Annotated in this window: 17 protein-coding genes; 13 read left to right on the top strand and 4 right to left on the bottom strand. The window is 71.2% G+C overall.

Features of this window, described 5'->3' with window-relative positions:
* Positions 1–153: 153 nt before the first annotated feature.
* Positions 154–1,161: a GlxA family transcriptional regulator gene (locus OG992_RS15560; RefSeq protein WP_266303602.1), complete on the bottom strand. Its 1,008-nt coding sequence runs from the start codon at positions 1,159–1,161 to the stop codon at positions 154–156.
* Position 1,162: 1 nt separating this feature from the next.
* On the opposite strand from OG992_RS15560, the gene OG992_RS15555 reads away from it, so the two are divergent.
* Positions 1,163–2,518 (top strand): MFS transporter, encoded by a 1,356-nt coding sequence (locus OG992_RS15555; RefSeq protein ID WP_266303601.1) that lies wholly within the window; start codon positions 1,163–1,165, stop codon positions 2,516–2,518.
* 19 nt (positions 2,519–2,537) lie between these two features.
* On the opposite strand, the gene OG992_RS15550 is transcribed toward OG992_RS15555, so the two are convergent.
* Positions 2,538–3,251 carry an RICIN domain-containing protein gene (locus OG992_RS15550; protein ID WP_266303600.1) on the bottom strand — a complete coding sequence of 238 codons (714 nt, stop codon included), beginning with the start codon at positions 3,249–3,251 and terminating at the stop codon, positions 2,538–2,540.
* Between the two features lie 55 nt (positions 3,252–3,306).
* Positions 3,307–3,777 (bottom strand): aminoacyl-tRNA deacylase, encoded by a 471-nt coding sequence (locus OG992_RS15545; RefSeq protein ID WP_266303599.1) that lies wholly within the window; start codon positions 3,775–3,777, stop codon positions 3,307–3,309.
* A 93-nt stretch (positions 3,778–3,870) separates the two neighbouring features.
* On the opposite strand from OG992_RS15545, the gene OG992_RS15540 reads away from it, so the two are divergent.
* The 12 genes from OG992_RS15540 (at position 3,871) to OG992_RS15485 (ending at position 14,968) form a co-directional block, all read left to right on the top strand.
* On the top strand, positions 3,871–5,268 hold the full coding sequence (locus OG992_RS15540; RefSeq protein ID WP_266303598.1) for an FAD-binding oxidoreductase: 1,398 nt from the start codon (positions 3,871–3,873) through the stop codon (positions 5,266–5,268).
* Positions 5,265–6,608, top strand: coding sequence for a class I SAM-dependent methyltransferase (locus tag OG992_RS15535; RefSeq protein WP_238683495.1), 1,344 nt, complete (start codon positions 5,265–5,267; stop codon positions 6,606–6,608). The genes OG992_RS15540 and OG992_RS15535 overlap by 4 nt, the downstream gene beginning before the upstream one ends.
* Positions 6,609–6,709: 101 nt before the next feature.
* A complete protein-coding gene (locus tag OG992_RS15530; protein WP_030490876.1) occupies positions 6,710–7,267 on the top strand; it encodes a helix-turn-helix domain-containing protein in 558 nt (185 codons plus the stop codon).
* The gene (locus OG992_RS15525) at positions 7,260–8,129 is read left to right on the top strand and encodes an SRPBCC family protein (RefSeq protein ID WP_238683494.1); all 870 of its coding nucleotides are present in this window, start codon (positions 7,260–7,262) and stop codon (positions 8,127–8,129) included. Before OG992_RS15530 ends, OG992_RS15525 begins: the two co-directional genes overlap by 8 nt.
* Positions 8,130–8,394: 265 nt before the next feature.
* Positions 8,395–8,727 (top strand): YbaB/EbfC family nucleoid-associated protein, encoded by a 333-nt coding sequence (locus OG992_RS15520; RefSeq protein WP_266303597.1) that lies wholly within the window; start codon positions 8,395–8,397, stop codon positions 8,725–8,727.
* A 4-nt stretch (positions 8,728–8,731) separates the two neighbouring features.
* Positions 8,732–9,073 carry a WXG100 family type VII secretion target gene (locus OG992_RS15515; protein ID WP_266303596.1) on the top strand — a complete coding sequence of 114 codons (342 nt, stop codon included), beginning with the start codon at positions 8,732–8,734 and terminating at the stop codon, positions 9,071–9,073.
* Positions 9,051–10,148 carry a hypothetical protein gene (locus tag OG992_RS15510; protein WP_238683491.1) on the top strand — a complete coding sequence of 366 codons (1,098 nt, stop codon included), beginning with the start codon at positions 9,051–9,053 and terminating at the stop codon, positions 10,146–10,148. The genes OG992_RS15515 and OG992_RS15510 overlap by 23 nt, the downstream gene beginning before the upstream one ends.
* 21 nt (positions 10,149–10,169) lie before the next feature.
* Positions 10,170–10,451, top strand: a complete 282-nt coding sequence (locus OG992_RS15505) for a hypothetical protein (RefSeq protein ID WP_266303595.1) — start codon at positions 10,170–10,172, stop codon at positions 10,449–10,451.
* A gap of 9 nt (positions 10,452–10,460) precedes the next feature.
* Positions 10,461–10,742, top strand: a complete 282-nt coding sequence (locus OG992_RS15500; RefSeq protein WP_266303594.1) for a zinc-ribbon domain-containing protein — start codon at positions 10,461–10,463, stop codon at positions 10,740–10,742.
* 331 nt (positions 10,743–11,073) lie between these two features.
* Entirely contained in the window at positions 11,074–13,329 is a 2,256-nt protein-coding gene (locus tag OG992_RS15495; RefSeq protein ID WP_266303593.1) for a bifunctional diguanylate cyclase/phosphodiesterase, read from the top strand.
* 50 nt (positions 13,330–13,379) lie between these two features.
* Entirely contained in the window at positions 13,380–14,138 is a 759-nt protein-coding gene (locus OG992_RS15490) for a MerR family transcriptional regulator (protein WP_266303592.1), read from the top strand.
* Positions 14,139–14,191: 53 nt separating this feature from the next.
* Positions 14,192–14,968, top strand: coding sequence for a hypothetical protein (locus OG992_RS15485; protein ID WP_266303591.1), 777 nt, complete (start codon positions 14,192–14,194; stop codon positions 14,966–14,968).
* A 7-nt stretch (positions 14,969–14,975) separates the two neighbouring features.
* Here OG992_RS15485 and OG992_RS15480 read toward each other — a convergent pair whose 3' ends face one another.
* Positions 14,976–16,343: a serine hydrolase gene (locus OG992_RS15480; protein ID WP_266303590.1), complete on the bottom strand. Its 1,368-nt coding sequence runs from the start codon at positions 16,341–16,343 to the stop codon at positions 14,976–14,978.
* Positions 16,344–16,349: the final 6 nt, after the last annotated feature.

The raw sequence follows: 16,349 nt of genomic DNA, 5'->3' as shown, positions 1-16,349 counted from the left end.
TGTGCAAGTGAGCGTGATGTCCGTGAGTCCGCCCTCCGCCGATCTTGCACTTTCTGTCCCGACGAAAGCCGCATAAAAGGGCAATTCAACAACAGTAAGTGCAAGATCGCGGGGCGGGGCGGGGCGGGGCCGGGGCGCCGGGGCGGGGCGGGGTCAGGGTTTGGCTGGCTCGGGGCGGGGGTGGAAGGTGCGGCGGTAGGTGGACGGGGCCACGCCGATGCGGTGGTGGAGTTGTTGGCGCAGGGCGGCGGTGGTGCCGAACCCGCAGCGGTGGGCGATCTGGTCGACGGTGAGGTCGGTCGTCTCCAGCAGCAGTCTCGCGTGGTCGGTGCGCTGTTGCAGCAGCCACTGCGCCGGGCTCAGGCCGGTCTCCGACCGGAAGCGTCGGGTGAAGGTGCGCACGCTCATCCGCGCCTGCTCGGCCAGGTCGCGCAGCGCGATCGGCTCGTGCAGCCGCTGCCGCGCCCATTCCCGGGTGCCAGCCGTGCTGGTGTCGGTCGCCTTCGGCACCGGCTGCTCGATGTACTGCGCCTGACCGCCGTCGCGCCACGGTGGCATGACGCAGCGGCGGGCCGCCCGGTTGGCCACCTCGCTGCCGTGGTCGAGGCGGATGACGTGCAGGCAGAGGTCGATGCCGGCGGCGACTCCGGCCGAGGTGAGCACCCGGTCGTCGGCGATGAAGAGCACGCCCGGGTCGAGGTCCACCCGGTCGTGCAGGCGGCGGAACCGCTCGGCGTACGCCCAGTGGGTGGTCGCTCGCCGCCCGTCGAGGAGCCCGGTGGCGGCGAGCACGAACGCTCCGGTGCAGATCGACATGATCCGGGCGCCCCGCTCGTACGCCGCGCGCAGCGCCTCGATCACCTCCGGCTCGACGGTGCCCGAGGCCAACGTGGAGCTGTCGTGGATGCCCGGGACGATCACCGTGTCGGCGGTGTCGAGCAGGTCCAGACCATGGTCGGGGAGCACCTGGAAGCCGCCGGTGCTGCGCACCGGCTGCCCGCCCGGTGTGCACACCCGGACGTCGTAGAAGGGTGTCCCGTCGGCGGCCCTAGCGGTGCCGAAGACCTGCGACGGGGTGCCGAGGTCCAGGCCGACCACCTGGTGCAGAGCGAGTACGGCGATCCGGTGCGGGCCAGCGCTCATGGCCTGATTATTGCGCATGATGGCTTTCCGGCCACTCGTCGAGGTGCGTGGCCCGGCTCAGACTTGTCCCGTGACCACGAACCGCCGTCTGCATCCCGCCTGGCTGGTCGCCGCCGTCGCCTTCGTGGCGCTGGTCGGCGCGGCCGGCTTCCGCGCCACCCCGTCGGTGCTGCTGCACCCGCTGCACGAGGAGTTCGGCTGGCCCCTGGCCACGATCTCCGCGGCCGTCTCGGTCAACCTGCTGCTCTACGGGCTCACCGCGCCGTTCGCGGCCGCCCTGATGGACCGGTTCGGCATCCGCCGGGTGGTCTCGGTGGCCCTGCTGCTGGTCGCCGCGGGCAGCGGGTTGACGGTCTTCATGACCGCCAGCTGGCAGCTCCTGCTCTGCTGGGGTGTGCTGGTGGGGCTGGGCACCGGATCGATGGCGTTGGCGTTCGTGGCCACCGTCACCGGCCGTTGGTTCGTGCACCGCCGGGGCCTGGTCACCGGGGTGCTGACCGCCGGCGGGGCGGCCGGGCAACTGGTCTTCCTGCCACTGATCGCCATCCTGGTACGCGACCACGGCTGGCGTAGCGCCGCACTCGTGGTGGCCGTGGCGGCGCTGGCGGTCGTACCCCTGGTGGTGTGGCTGCTGCGCGAACACCCGGCGGATCTCGGCCTGCCCGCCTACGGGGCGACCGAGGTCGTCGCGGCGCCGCCGGCGACCGGCGGCGCGGCGACCCGGGCGCTCGGCGCGCTGGCCACCGCGGCCCGGACCCGACCGTTCTGGCTGCTGGCCGGAGGCTTCGCGATCTGCGGGGCGACCACGAACGGCCTGGTCGGTACGCACTTCGTGCCGGCCGCGCACGACCACGGAATGGCCCAGACCACAGCGGCCGGATTGCTCGCCCTGGTGGGGCTCTTCGACATCGTCGGCACTATCGCCTCCGGCTGGCTCACCGACCGGGTGGACAGCCGGCTGCTGCTCGGCATGTACTACGCGCTGCGCGGGCTGTCCCTGCTGGTGCTGCCGAGCCTCTTCTCCGGCACGGCCGAGCCGAGCATGCTGGTGTTCATCGTCTTCTACGGCCTGGACTGGGTGGCCACCGTGCCGCCGACGGTGGCGCTGTGCCGGGAGTACTTCGGTGGCGCGGGAGCTGTGGTGTTCGGCTGGGTGTTCGCCGCGCACCAGCTCGGCGCGGCGGTCGCCGCGACCGGCGCGGGGCTGGTCCGGGACCGGCTGGGCGACTACGCGATGGCCTGGTACGTGGCGGGCGCGCTGTCGATCGGCGCCGCCGGGCTGTCGCTGCTGCTGCGCCGCCGACCGGGCCGTCCGGTGCCGGAGGCCGTGCTGGTCGCCGCGACCGCGCCCAGGGCGTGGAGCTTCCGGGGCTGAACCGTGACGCGTCGGCCGGTCAGCTCACTGTCCACTGCTGGGCCGGCCGGCCGTCGCACTGTCGCTGCCGGATGTCGTCGCCGGCCTCGACGGCGTCGTCGTCGGCCTGGGCGCACTTGTTGCTGTGCGCGGCGATGAGCAGCACCGCGCTGGTTCCGGTGCCGCCGAACCGCCACTGCTGGTTGGCCCCACCGTGGCAGGGGAACTGGAGCAGCCGCGCGCCGTCGTCCCCACTGCCACCCTCGACGTCGAGGCACTGCCCGTACGCGGCGTTTGTCAACGACAGCACGCCCGTGCCGGCCGGGCTGATCACCCACTGCTGCTCGGGGGCGCCGGTGCACACTGCCAGCTCGGCCTCGGCCTCCTTGCCGTCACCGTTGAGCCCCAGGCAGAGGCCCGAGGCGGCGCGCAGCACCCGGGGCCCGGTGGGCGGGGCGGCCGGCGTGCTGGCCGACGGGGTCGGTGACGGCTCGGCCGGTGCGGTCGGGCTCGGCTCGCCGGCCGGCTCGGTGGGCCGCGCCGCGCCGGACGGTGTACCGACCGACGCCGGCACCGACGGTTCGTCGTCACCGTCGAGCAGCCCGGTGGCGAAGACGACCCCCAGGAGTACGCCGACGGTCCCGACCGCCACCGCGACCCGTAGCAGCGGATCGGCCAGCGGCCCGGAGCGCGGTGCCCGGTGACCGCCGTAGACGGTGCCGGCGGGGTCGGGGCGTTCCTCGGGCGCGGACATACGCGCCATCCTCACCCACGACGTCGCGCCGGAGCCAGCCCGGCGGTGGCGAGGCTCAGCGGGTGGGCTGCGGGTCGGTGACGTCGGCGACCGTGGCGTCGAGGGCGGCGATCGCGGTGTCGGCGTCGATCGCGATGGCGAGACCGCGCTCGCCGGCACCGAGGGTGATCTCCCGGCCGCGCAGTCGCTCGTCGGCGACCACCGGCCAGGCCGTGCTCGCGCCGAACGGGGTGATGGTGCCGCGTTCGTAGCCGGTGGCGGCCAGGGCGCCGGCCGCGTCCGGCATGGAGAGCCGGTGCACGCCGAGCAGGGCGCGCAGCTTGGGCCAGGAGATGACCCGGTCGCCGGGGGTGAGCACGAACAGGTGATCGTCTTCACCACGGCGAACCACTATCGTCTTGACCACGTCGGGAACGGCCACGCCCCGGGCGGCGGCGGCCTCCGCGAGACTGCCTACCGCACCGTGGCTGACCAGCCGATACGGCAGTTTGGCGTCGTCCAGGGCGGTGATCGCTGGCGATGGCATGCCCGCCACGGTAACCGTCGGGCCTGCCACCGGACGGGAAACTGCCACCGCCGACATCCCACGGTTTCCAAACGGCGAGCGTAAGGTGATCACATGCGCGCTGAGCGTGTGGATCAACCGATTGACCATGATCAAGCGGTGGACACGCTGCGGCGGTCGTACGCCGCGGTGCCCACTGGCGAGCCTGTCCGGCTGGCCAAACGCACCTCCAACCTGTTCCGTCCCCGGTCCGCTCCCCGGGCCCCGGGGCTCGACGTGAGTGGCCTGAACGGCGTGCTGTCGGTCGACCCGGCCGGCCGTACGGCCGACGTGCAGGGCATGTGCACCTACGAGGACCTGGTCGACGCGACGCTGCCGCACGGCCTGATGCCGCTGGTGGTGCCGCAGTTGCGCACCATCACGCTGGGCGGCGCGGTGACCGGCCTCGGGATCGAGTCGACCTCGTTCCGCAACGGCCTGCCGCACGAGTCCGTCCAGGAGTTGGACGTGCTCACCGGGTCCGGCGAGATCATCACCGCCCGACCCGACGGGGAGCACGCCGACCTGTTCACCGCGTTCCCCAACTCGTTGGGCAGCCTCGGGTACGCCACCCGGCTGCGCATCGAACTGCAACCGGTCGGCCGGTACGTGGCGTTGCGCAACGTCCGGTTCACCCAACTGGAGGCGCTGACCGACGCGATCGCTGAGGTGACCGCCACCCGGTCCTGGGCCGGCCAACCGGTGGACGCGATGGACGGGGTGATGTTCAGCCCCGGCGAGTCGTACCTGGTCTTCGCCACGTTCACCGACGGGGCCGACCCGCCCAGCGACTACACCGGTCAGGCCATCTACTACCGGTCGCTGCGCCAGCGCACCCGCGACGTGCTCACCGCGTACGACTATCTGTGGCGCTGGGACACCGACTGGTTCTGGTGCTCGTCGGCGTTCGGCGCGCAGCACCCGGTCGTGCGCAGGCTCTGGCCGGCGCGTTACCGGCGCAGCGACTTCTACCACCGACTGGTCCGGCTGGAGCACCGCCACCAGGTGGCGGCCCGGATCGACCGGCTGCGCGGGCAACCGGCCCGGGAGCGGGTAGTGCAGGACGTGGAGATCCCGCTGGACCGTACCGCCGACTTCCTGCGCTGGTTCGCCGGCGCTGTGGGGATGAACCCGGTGTGGCTGTGTCCGCTGCGACTGCGTGAGCCGGCGGGGCCCGGATCGGCGCGGTCCTGGCCGCTATATCCGCTGCGGCCCGGGCAGGACTACGTCAACATCGGGTTCTGGGGGAGCGTGCCGATCGCGCCGGGCGCCGCCGACGGCGACGTCAACCGCACGATCGAACGCAGGGTGTCGGAGTCGGGCGGGCACAAGTCGCTCTACTCCGACGCGTACTACGACCGGGACGCCTTCGATCGCCTCTATGGCGGCGACACGTGGCGCGCGGTGAAAGACCGCTACGACCCGGACCACCGGCTGACGGGACTGTACGAAAAGGCGGTAGCACGAGCATGAGCCTGACCGACAGAGATCAGGGGGCGGCGAGCGTCCCCGCCACCCCGCCGGCGGGGGGCCGGCACACGGGTCCGACCGTCGCGGATGTCATCCGCGCGGTCACCATGGGGCCGTTGCCGGTGCGGATCACCGGATACGACGGCAGCGCCGTCGGCCCGTCCGACGCCGGCATCACCCTGGCGATCCATTCCGAGCGTGGGCTGTCGTACCTGCTCACCGCACCCGGTGACCTGGGCATGGCCCGGGCCTACGTCAGTGGTGACCTGGCGTTGCAGGGCGTGCACCCGGGTGACCCGTACGAGGCGTTGCGGGTGCTCAAGGACGAGCTGCGGTTACGCCCACCGTCGCTGGCCGAAGGGCTGGCGCTGGTCCGTGGGCTGGGCTGGGAGCGGCTGATGCCGCCGCCGGCACCGCCGCAGGAGGCGCAGCCCCGGTGGAAGCGGGTGATGAACGGGCTGCGGCACTCGCGGGTGCGTGACAGCACTGCCATCTCGCACCACTACGACGTCTCCAATGCCTTCTACGAGAAGGTGCTCGGCCCGTCGATGACGTACACCTGCGCGGTTTTCCGGTCTCCGGACGACACGCTGGAGCAGGCTCAGGCGGCGAAGTACGACCTGGTCGCCGGCAAGCTGGCCCTGAAGAAGGGGATGCGGCTGCTGGATGTCGGGTGCGGCTGGGGTGGCATGGTGCGCCACGCCGCCCGCGAGTACGGCGTCAAGGCTCTCGGGGTGACCCTGTCGAAGGCGCAGGCGCAGTGGGCGCAGGCAGCTATCGAGCGGGAGGGGCTGACCGAGCTGGCGGAGGTGCGATACCTCGACTACCGGGACGCGCCGGCCGAGCAGTTCGACGCCATCTCCTCGATCGGGTTGACCGAGCACATCGGGGTGCGCAACTACCCGGCCTACTTCGGGTCGCTGCGCAGCCGGCTGCGGCAGGGTGGGCGACTGCTCAACCACTGCATCACCCGCGCCGACAACCGGGCGCCGCACCGCTCGGGCGCGTTCATCGACAGGTACGTCTTCCCGGACGGTGAGCTGGCCGGTCCGGGCCGGTTGATCAGCGAGGTGCACGACGCCGGGTTCGAGGTGCACCACGAGGAGAACCTGCGGCAGCACTACGCGCTGACGTTGGCCGCCTGGTGCCGCAACCTGGTCGAGAACTGGGACTTCTGCGTCTCGGAGGTGGGCGCGGGCACGGCCCGGGTGTGGGGGCTCTACATGGCCGGGTCGCGGATGGCGTTCGAACGCAACGGCATCCAGCTGCACCAGGTGTTGGCCACCCACAACGGCCCGAACGGCGTGAACGGCTACCCGCTGCGACCGGACTGGTTGCCCTGATCACCTGCTGACCGCCGCCTGAAGCCGCGTCGAAGAAAGTCGGCGCGGCTTCTCGCGAAGCGATTGACAAGGAAGTTTTGTACGTACAAACTGATTTTGCCATGAGAGATGTCCTGTACCTGGAGCAGATCGAGCAGGCCGAAGTCCTGCTCAAGCCGCAGCGCGTCGAGGTGCTGCGGCAACTGGCCGAGCCGCGCACCTGCACCGAGGTCGCGGCCCGACTCGACCAGACGCCACAGCGCGTCTACTACCACGTCAAGCAGCTCGTCGCGGCTGGCCTCGTCGAGCTGGTAAACGAACGCAAGGTCCGCGGCATCACCGAAGGCATCTACCAGGCCGCCGCCCGCTCCTACTGGCTCTCTCCGCGGCTCGTCGGCCGGATCGGCCTGCGCCGGGCCCGCGACGAACTGAGCCTGGGCTACCTGCTCGACCTGATGGAGGAGGTCCAGGCCGACATCGCCGGCCTGGACCGGGCGGCGCCCGAGCTGCCCTCGATCGGAGTCTCCGGCGAGATCCGGGTGCCGGCCGAGCAGCGCCAGCAGTTCCTGCACGACCTGCAAACCGCACTTCAGGACCTGTTCACCCGCTACGGCGGCAGCGAAGGAGATGCCTTCAAGCTGGCCGTCGCCTGCTATCCGAAAGGGAACGACAATGAGTGAGCCGATGAAGGTCCAGGCCCGTCTCTCCGCGCCCGTCGGGCGCGTCCGCCAGGCCCTGACCGACCCGGCCGAGCTGCGTGTCTGGCTGGCCGAGCACGCCGAGGTCGAGCTGCCCCAGCGGTACGAGTTCTGGGGTCGCTACACGCCCGAGGGTGACGCCCCGCACCAGCGGCTCCTGCACGCCGACGACGACACGCTGCGCTTCGGCTGGCTGCTCGACGGCGTGGAGACCACCACCGAGTTCCAGTTGACCGCCGAGGGCACCGACAGCACCGTGCTGACGCTGATCCAGAGCCACTTCGACTTCGCCGAGGCGATGAGCGGTTCCACCATCCGGGGCGTGCTCCAGACGTACTGGGCGCTGTCCATCGCCAACCTGGCCGCCCACGTGGAGGGCAAGCCACTGCTGCCCCGCACCGACTTCACCTCCGCCGACCTGCGCGGTGAGCTGGTCATCGCCGCTCCCGCCGACAAGGTGTGGGAGTCGCTGACCGACTCCGAGCAGGCCAGCGCCTGGTTCGGCTACCCGATCGGCATCGAGCCCTGGGTCGGCGGCCGGTACGCCATGGGCGGCTTCGAGACCGGTTACGCGGCCAAGGTCATCGACCTGGAGCCCGGCCGCCGGATGTCCGTCGACTGGGGGCCGACCGGCGTGACGAGCTGGGAGCTGGCCGAGTCCGGTGGCCGGACCACGCTGACCTTCGTGCAGAGCGGCTTCGACGAGGCCAACCCGCCGTACGGGGCCTGGAGCGGGTCGGTTGCCGGGCTGTTCGAGCTGCGCCGCTTCCACGAGGTGTCGAACTGGCAGCCGATCTGGATCTCCGAGGAGATCCCCGGCCTGGAGCCCGCCCCGGCCAACTGATCTCGACATCCCCGACCGGCCTCCACCTTGGACACCACGCCATCGGTGACCAAGGTGGAGGGACCGGGAAACGGGTCCGTCAAACGGCCGGCTGATCGGTAAGGTCGGCCGAGTCAGTGTCGAGTCGGCGGCCGGGGCGGTGCGGGTGGCAGGTCCAGAGAATGCAGATCACACAGCCGTCGGGCGTTCGCTGGAAGCGGCAATGCGTCTGTTGGGCCAGGCCGCCGGTCCGTCAACACTGACGGAGTCGACGTCATCACCCGCTGTGCCAACCGGCGAGGGCGAGCTGCGCGGGTGCGGCACCGCCGCCGACGGGCTGGTCGAGGCCGTGGTGACTGGCTATGGCCGGCTGGAGTCCCTGGAGATCGACCCCCGCCTGCTGCGGCGCGGCACCGGTGCCATCGCCGCCCACGTGATCGAGGCAGTGCGCGCCGCCCAGGATGACGAGCTGCGACAGCGCCAGGAGCTGCTCGGCGGCGACGTCGACCAGGCGGCGACGCGTCGGCAGTTGGAGGCGGTCGCGGCAGAGGCTTGGCGTGGGCTGGACGGGATGATCGGCGACCTGGACGCGTTGACCCGCCGATTCGACAAGCGGTGACCGGATGACCGACGCGATAGAGGTCGACGTCACCGCGCTGCACTCGGCGGCGCGGACCATCGAGGCCAGCGGTGAGCGGCTCGGTGCGGAGGTGCAACGGTTGCAGGGCACCGTCACCGGTTCGGCCAGTCCCTGGGGTGGCGACGAGGCCGGGACGGTCTTCGGAGCGGCCTACACCGAGGTGCTGCAACACGCTCTCGACGTCTACGCCTCGATGGCCGACCAACTCCTGAGCGTGGCCGACAGGCTTGACGCCGCCGCCGACGCCCACGAGCGCAGCGACCTCGACAGCGCGGCCCTCTTCACGAGACTGGGACTGCCCGGTGGGCCTACAACTGCCAGCTGAGCTCGCCGAGGCCCTCAACTGGGTGGGCTTCACCTGGCCAGAGGCCGACGAGGAGCTGCTGTACGAGGCCGCCCAGGCGTGGATGTCCTTCGCCGGCACGCTGCGCACGGCGGCCAACGAGGCGAACGCCGGCGCGAGTGTCGTGAGCGCTACCAACCGGGGGCGGGACGTCACCGCCTTCGAGGCGATGTGGCGCGGCGAGGAGGGCCCGACCAGCCGTATCGAGGACGGCGCCGAGGCCGCAGAACTCATCGCCGCCGCGCTGCTCGTGATGGCCGTGATCACGTTGACCCAGAAGGTCCTCACGATCGTCCAGCTCACGATTCTGGTGATCCAGGTTGCCATGGCGCTGGCGGCAGCGGCCCCCACCCTCGGTGGCTCGCTGGCACAGATCCCGATCGCGATCGGCGTGGCCCGGGTCGCGATCCGCCGGATCATCAAGGAAATCGTGCAACGGGTCGTCAACGACATCATTCCGCGACTGCTTCGCCGCGCCAAGACGTTGCTGCGCAGGTTCAACCGCAAGGGCCCGGATCGGCCCCCGGGGCGGCCCGGCGTGCCCGGACCGCTGCGGGAGGTCCGCTACCAGGGCCGGCCGATGCTGGACAAGTACCGGTACGAGACCGCCGGTGACCATCCGGGAAACCCCTTTCGGCCCAGTTCGGTGCGTCGGCTCAGCGAGGCGGAACGGGAGGCGCACCGCGTGTACGTCGACTCGGACGGCATCCTGCGCCAGGCAAAGGACGGCCAGCCCTTCGACACCCGCGCCGCGTCCACCCACTGGACGAGGGACGGCGGCCGGGCCATCTTCGTGATGGATGAGCGAGGCAACATGTACGCCTCGAACTACCAACAGGTTGGCGACTTCCACCACTCCACACTGGGCAACGGTCAGCCGGTCGCGGCGGCCGGTGAGATCGCGGTCGTCGACGGTAGGGTCCAGTACGTGACTTCCGCCAGCGGGCACTACCAACCCGGCCCCGAGCACATGCGGCAGGTCACCGACGAGCTGAGCCGCAACGGCGTCAAGGACATCCCGCTCTTCGGCTTCGACGGCCGTACCCGGTTGAACTGACCCGTCGGAAAGGTGCATGGAATGGACAGCCGCAACTGGAAGGGCGTCATCAACCAGATCCTGTACGGGTTGATGTTCACCCCTCAGCTCGACGACGATTCCGCCAGCCAGATGGCTGAGGCGATGGTCGAGCGACGCTACTTCGGGGACGGCCCGGCTGTTTATGCGGACGCGATCGTCCAGGCGCAGCAGTACGACGGCCCGCTCATCGACGAGATCGAGACGTCGCACAGCGAGCAGGGGTTCCGCGATTTCCTCCGCCGGCTCGCGGGCGAACTGGACCAGCGCCGGCCCTGGCACTGATCTGATCCGATGGCGGGATCTGGTGACTTCTCGCTGTCGAGTGGGTACTGGCTGGCGATGTTCTTCATCTTTGGTCTGCGTACCAAGGTCGACCGGTCCGGTGTCGTGCAGCAGGTCTGCCGCCACTGCGGCAACCAGGCCGCGCAGGTGATCACCCGCCGCTCGACCAAATTCACACTCTTCTTCATCCCCCTCATTCCGATCCGCACCCGGTACGCGCAGCAGTGCACGTTCTGCGGGGCGGAGTACGAGATCGCCAAGTCCGACGTCGAGCGCCTCCCGGTCGGCTGATCCGACGATGGAACGCTTCCTCTGCTGGCTGATCGGCCGACCGACGCCCTCGGCCGACGTGGCCGTGCACACCGTTGCCCGCCCGCCCTGCACCCCTGGCCGGCGCAGACGCCGCCGCGCACGCCGTCCGTTGGCCGGCACCGCACTGCCCCGTTCACCGTGGAACCGATCTGCGGGCCGTTGACCAGAGGCGTGAGGATGCTCAGCGCGACAGAGGCCCGGGGTGCACGTTCGGCTCTGGCGGCGTTTCTGGGCGCTGGTTAGGCTTTCGGGGTTTGCCGTGGACCGGCGCCGCCGAGGGTGCACGCACGACGAAAGAGCCGGAGCGACCGTGTCCCGACAGGACGGAAAGCAGGCTGCGGGGACGCTGAATCCCGCCGGCGCGTTCGTCGCGGCTGCGGTCATCCTGCTGGAGGCGGGCTGGCTGTTCGCCGCGTTGCCCGGCGCCGCGCTGGTCAGCGACATCGGCGCGATGCTGGTCGCCGGTTGGGCGACGCTCGCGTGCGTCGGGGTGGCCCGTCGGCATCCGGCGCCGCTGCGCCGGTTCTGGACGATGCTCGCTCTCACCATGGCCCTGGCCGCGATCGGTCGGGCGATCTGGACGGTGCAGCGGCTCGTCGGCGGCGACCTGCCGCACACGCCGGTGGTCGGGGTGGTCTTCACCGCCGGCATCCTCACCGGCACGGCCGCGCTGCTCAGCTCGCCGTCCGCACCGAGGACGGCGGTCGGGCGGGCCCGTACGTTGCTGGACGGGGTGATCGTCGCCCTGGCGCTGGTGCCGATCGGTTGGGTGCTGGTCTTCCGGGGGGTCGCCGCGGCCGAGCTGGCCGACCCGGCGCGGACGCTGGGGCTGCTCTTCCCCATGTTCGACCTGATGCAGCTCACCATCCTGGTCGCGGTCTCCGGGCCGGCCCGGCCGATGTGGCGGCCGATGACAGTCCTCGCGGCGAGCCTCACCCTGCGGGTCGTCGCCGACGTCGTCTACGTGTCGCTGGTCGCCCGCGCCGACTACACCGCCGGTCACCCGATCGACCTGTGTTGGCCGTTGAGCTACCTGCTGATCGGCCTCGCCACCCGCAACCCGCCGCCACCGGACTGCGACGGCACCGACGACACCGCCGAGTCGCCGCTGCCGCCCTGGTGGCGGGTGGCGCTGCCGTACCTGCCGGTGGGCGGGGCGATCATCGCTGTGGTGCTGGCCCGCCGGCCCACCGGGCAGACCCCGCAGCTCGTGTTCGTGACCATGATGGTGTTGCTGGCCGCCCTCGCCGTCCGGCAGGGGCTGGCGGCCAACGAGAACCTCCGCTTGGTGGCCCGGCTGCGCCGGCTCGCGTACGGCGACCAGCTCACCGGGCTGCCCAACCGGCTGTTGTTCAACAGGCGGCTGCGCCTGGCCCTGCGCGACGGGCGGCCGGTGGCGGTGCTGCTGCTCGACCTGGATGGGTTCAAGCAGGTTAACGACCGATTCGGGCACGCCACCGGCGACACCCTGCTGACCGGGCTCGCGGCCCGGATGCACACTGCCGTAGACGGCGACGGCACCATCGCCCGGCTCGGCGGTGACGAGTTCGCCGTGCTGGTCGACGGCGACCGGCCGGTGTCACCCGAACGGCTCGCCGAGCGGCTGCTGGACGCGCTGCGGCCCTCCGACGACGAGGAGGACGTCGGGGTGCACCCGTCGGCGAGCATCGGTATCGCCGAGTACGGCCCGCAGCACGCCTCCCACACCGACCTGCTGCGCGACGCCGACATCGCCATGTACGCGGCCAAGGCGGCCGGGAAGTCCGCGTACCGCACGTGCACTGCGGCGTTGCGTGAGTCGGCCGTCTCCCGCGCCGAATTGATCGCCGACCTGCGCCGCGCTGTCGACGAGGATCAGCTACACCTGGAGTTCCAACCGATCGTCGACCTGACCACCGGCGCGGTGCGCAGCGCCGAGGCGTTGGTGCGCTGGCGGCACCCCCGGCTGGGGATGTTGCCGCCGGCGAAGTTCCTGCCGTTGGCCGAGGAGACCGGGCTGATCTTGCCGATCGACCGCTGGGTGATCCACCAAGCGTGCCGGGCCGCGGCGACCTGGCGGGGCCGGGCGCCGGAGGCCACGGTCGCTGTGAACATCGCCGCCGCGCACCTGCGTCGGCCGGACCTGATCGCCACTGTCACCGCGGCGACCAGCGCCGCCGGGTTGGCACCACGGGCGTTGACACTGGAGTTGACCGAGTCGGCGTTGATCGAGGGCACCGAGGCGGTGCTCGAGCGGCTGCACCAGCTCCGGGAGCTTGGCATCCGGATCGCCATCGACGACTTCGGCACCGGCTACTCGTCGCTGAGCTACCTGCACCGCATCCCGGCCACCGAGCTGAAGATCGACAGGTCGTTCGTGGCCCGGCTGGGCACTGACGACCGGGCGTACGCCACGGTGGAGATGGTCACCCGCCTGGCCGGCGCGTTCGACCTGGCTGTGGTCGCCGAGGGGGTGGAGACCGAGCGTCAGCACGAGGCGGTCACCGCGATCGGCTGCCCACGGGGTCAGGGCTATCTGTACGGGCGGCCGGACGCCCCCGCCATGGTGGGCCAGAATCGGAGTTGACTCTCACGTAACGGCAGGCAGGAGCCTGGTTCCCGGAAGGGAGGGGGACCATGGCGTACACGGTGGGTCAGGTCGCGAAGGTGGCCGGCGTGACGGTGCGGACGCTGCACCACTACGACGAGATCGGGTTGCTCTCGCCCAGCGGGCGCACCTCGGCCGGTTACCGCCGCTACGACGACGCGGACCTGCAACGGCTGCAACTCGTCCTGTACTACCGGGAGCTTGGTTTCCCGCTTGAGGAGATCACCGCGATCATCGACGACCCGGCGGCCGATCCGGCCGCGCACCTGCGCCGGCAGCACGAACTGCTGACGGTACGGCTCAAGCGGTTGCAGGAGATGGTCACGGCGATCGAGTTCGCGATGGAGGCGAGCAAGATGAACATCCAACTCACGCCGGAGGAGCGGTTCGAGGTCTTCGGTGACGTCGATCCGGAGGAGCACCAGGCCGAGGCGGAGCGGCGGTGGGGTGACACCGACGCGTACCGGGAGTCGAACCGGCGGGTCTCCCGTTACACCAAGGAAGACTGGCTGCGGCACAAGGCGGAGAACGAGGACTGGGGTCGGCGGATCGTCGCGCTGATGGCCTCGGGCGCGCCGGCGGACAGCCCGGAGGTGATGGAGCTGGCGGAGGAGCACCGGCAGCTCATCAGCCGCTGGTTCTACGAGTGTTCGTACGAGATGCAGACCGGGTTGGCCGACATGTACCTGGCCGACGAGCGGTTCACCGCGTACTACGAGAAGATCGCCGCCGGGCTGGCCACGTATCTGCACGAGGCGATCCACGCCAACGCGATCAGCCGGGCGTGACGGGGTGCGGTCCGGCTAGTCTGGCCGGACCGCACCGCCCGGGGGAGATGACAGTGCAGAAACCGAAGCTGATCGCCGCTGTCGCCGTGCTCGTGGTGGCGGTCGGCGCCGGGGCGTGGGCGCTGGTCGCCACCAGCGACGACGAGGAACCGGACGCTGGTCGCCCGGCGGCGTCGGCGGGCCCGGCCGACCCGGTCGGTGTGCTGAAGGCCGCTGCGGCGAAGGCCGACGAGCAGCCGTACAAGCTGACAGTTGGCACCGGCGGCGCGGACGGCGACGCCACTGTGCTGCTCTGGGACCCGAAGGCGAAGCGTGGTCTGGAGACCACCTCACTGAAGGTGCCTTCCGGTGTGGTGAAGATCGAACGGTTGACCACCGGGCCGGACGTGTACGTGCGGGTCACCGCCCCGGACCGCCGCGTCCCGGTCTGGGACGGCAAGACCTGGTGGCACGTCGGCGCCCCGGGTGACCCGGCGGCCAAGCAGGGCCTGGACAACACCCGGCTGGCCAGCACGCTGGGCGCGCCGGCGGGGGTCCGGCTGACCGCCGAGCGGGAGTACGCGGGCACGCTGGACCTGCGCCAGAGCGGCGCGGTGCTGGGCAGCGGCGTCGGCAACGTGCTCGGCGACCGGGCGGCGGCGGTGCCGTTCACCGCTGCCGTGGACGAGCAGGGCCGGCTGGTCCGCTACCGCATCGAGTTGGCCAGCGAGCAGTCGCAGACCGCCCAGCTCGACCTGACGTACTCGGATTTCGGGCTGCCGGTTTCGGCGGACCCGCCGGCGGCCGACCTGGTGGGCGAGGACCCGCCGGCGAACATTCCCGGCGCCTGAGGTCGGGTCACTCCTCGACCGCCCCGTCGACCGGGGTGACCAGGAAGTCGTAGACGGTGCGGGCCATCCGCCGGACCGTCTCGTCGCCGGTGGCCATGGGGCCGGCGGTGAGGAACGCGACGGCGGTCTCGGTGCCGGGGATCAGGTAGTAGCCGACGTCGTGTGAGGCGTCCGGCAGGTCACCGGTCTTGTGGGCCACCGGCACGCCCTGTGGCAACGCCGCGGGGATCTTCGTGTTCAGGGTCTGCTCCCGCATGAACCCGATCATCAGGTCCCGGGAGGCGGGGGTGAGGATCTCGCCGTCCCAGACCGCGCCGAGCAGCGACACCACGTCGTCCGGGCTGGTGTAGTTCTCCTCGCCGCGTTGCGCTGCCGCGCTGTCGAGCATCCGGCGGGCCAGGATGGTGGAGCGTTGGTTCATCGAGTCGATCAGCGCGTTGACCGGAGCGAACCCACCCAGGTAGGTGATCAGCACGTTCGCTGCCACGTTGTCGCTGTACTTGATCAGGTACTGGGCGAGCCGGTGCACCGTGACCACCTGCGGGAACGTCTCGAACTGTAGTTGACCGGTGCCGCCGACCACGTCCTCCGGCGTGACCAGCACCCCGTCGTCGAGAAAGACCTGTCCACAGTCGACCCGGCGCAGCAGCTCGACGAGGATCCACAGCTTGATGACGCTGGCCGCCTTGGGCCGCAGCGATCCGTTGACGGCGATCTGCTGGTCGCCGTAGCGGCCGGACAGGTCGCGGACGGTGACCCCGGCCGGGTTGAGGCTCGCGTCGGCGACCACCCGGGCGAGCTGCCCGCTGAGCGGGAACAGCCGGGCCCCGGCGACCGGGTCGGTGGGCGGCTGCGGGCTGGTGACCACCACACCGGTCAGCGTCGTCGGCGGGCGGTGCCGCTGGATCAGCTCCAGCGTCCCCTCGCTGCGCCCGACCAGCGGCACCCGGTAGCGGTAGGCCGTCCCACCGACCACTACCGCGCCGCTGGCCACCCCGGAGGCGACCCGCATGGTCGGGTCGGCGACCCGGCCGGTGTCGCCGTCGCAGGCGCGGTAGCGCACCGTGCGCCCGAGCGAGTCCACAGCGAACACCCCGCCGGGAAACGACAGCCAGGACACCTCGCTGGTCGGCGGGCGCTCCGGCGTCGGGTCCACACCGGGCTCGTGGCTCTGACCGTCGCCGGGCTCAACCCCGTACCCCGGATCGGTCGTCTGCGCCGGGTCCGCGACGGGCGCGCGGCCCGCGCCGTCCGCGGTGGCCGGGCCGGTCGCCGCGAGCACCGCGAGCGCGACCGCCGCCGTCAGCACCTTCAGGGGTACGCGGGCAGAGTTCCCCAGCAGGGAAGATGAGCGCCTCTTGTCGCTTTTTCTCACTTTTGC

The organism is Micromonospora sp. NBC_00362 (assembly GCF_026342155.1).
GTDB classification, from domain to species: domain Bacteria; phylum Actinomycetota; class Actinomycetes; order Mycobacteriales; family Micromonosporaceae; genus Micromonospora; species Micromonospora hortensis.
This window is presented reverse-complemented; position numbering and strand designations above follow the sequence as displayed.